2 protein-coding genes are annotated in these 964 nt (G+C 54.5%); both read right to left on the minus strand.

Features of this window, described 5'->3' with window-relative positions; translation table 11 throughout:
- Positions 1 to 214: 214 nt before the first annotated feature.
- A complete protein-coding gene (locus tag AD948_RS00130; protein WP_082782221.1) occupies positions 215 to 733 on the minus strand; it encodes a hypothetical protein in 519 nt (172 codons plus the stop codon).
- A partial coding sequence (locus tag AD948_RS18450) for a hypothetical protein (RefSeq protein ID WP_211264407.1) occupies positions 688 to 964 on the minus strand: 277 nt, incomplete at its 5' end. The genes AD948_RS18450 and AD948_RS00130, both read right to left, overlap by 46 nt.

Below are 964 nucleotides of genomic sequence, written 5' to 3' on the forward strand. Positions count from 1 at the left end.
CCGCACCAATCCCGCGTAGCGGGTTCGTTCTTCCCCCCATTCTACCCTTCGCACGAAATATTTCCATAGGAAGGCCCTTACCCGTCTCTTGAGTTCTCCTTGGTTCATCATGAAAAGGGGTAACTGATACTGAAGCGGTATCCGGCGGCTTCGCGGATGGAAGCCGCCGGCATGTTGAAGGATGATTTCCCTCTTCTCATCCTGAGAAAGAGGATTATCTGTTTTTGATTTTCACCCAGAAGCGTTCTGTTGCTGAGCGCCGTGGCTCCCATCCAGCTTCCTTGAGCCTGAGAGGGAGTTCCTTTTCGACGGTGTCTGGAACGGCCTTCAGGATTTCGGCGATTGTTGTCCGATCTCGCCCCGCAAGATAGGTGTCGAGACTCACAGCTGGTGCTGGTGCTGAGAACGAAGGCATCGGGATTTCGTCGATCCGGATGCCTTCCTCCTCCTCAAGGTACTCTGCCACTCTGTGTAACCCAAGAAATTTCACCCCGGCCAACCGATCTTCGGCATAGAAGCCTGAGCCTGCCGCATCGGCAAACATGTCCCAAAGCCTCTCCACCACCGACGGTGGAAGATGTTGGAGCATGGTGAGCCGGTTGATCGGCTCCCACCGGAGAAGTTCGTCCGGCTCCCCGACGATCACTTCGATCCTGTCTGTAGCGACATTGAAGCGTATCCGGCCCTTCATTCGGGCACGGATTGCCTCACGCATTTCCTGATCTTCATACATTGATCTGGTTCCTTCGATGAATATTGAAAACGATCGGAGAAACCAATTGAGGCGGCCCTGTAGGCCATGGCGTAGCGCAGACGCGCGTGATCGCTCGGCCTTCTTTCGAGGGCCGAGACGCGTGTAACTGTCTGATGAGCCAGTATTTCATGGCGATCAGACGTCGATTTGTAGTGATTTATGATGGAAGTGGTTGCGGGGGCAGGATTTGAACCTGCGGCCTTCAGGTTA

This window comes from Acetobacter senegalensis, assembly GCF_001580995.1.
Taxonomy (GTDB): Bacteria; Pseudomonadota; Alphaproteobacteria; order Acetobacterales; family Acetobacteraceae; genus Acetobacter; species Acetobacter senegalensis.

Bases quoted from the DNA above. Each gene is read 5' to 3' on its own strand.
- AD948_RS00130 (WP_082782221.1), bottom strand. From the start codon at position 733: ATGTATGAAGATCAGGAAATGCGTGAGGCAATCCGTGCCCGAATGAAG.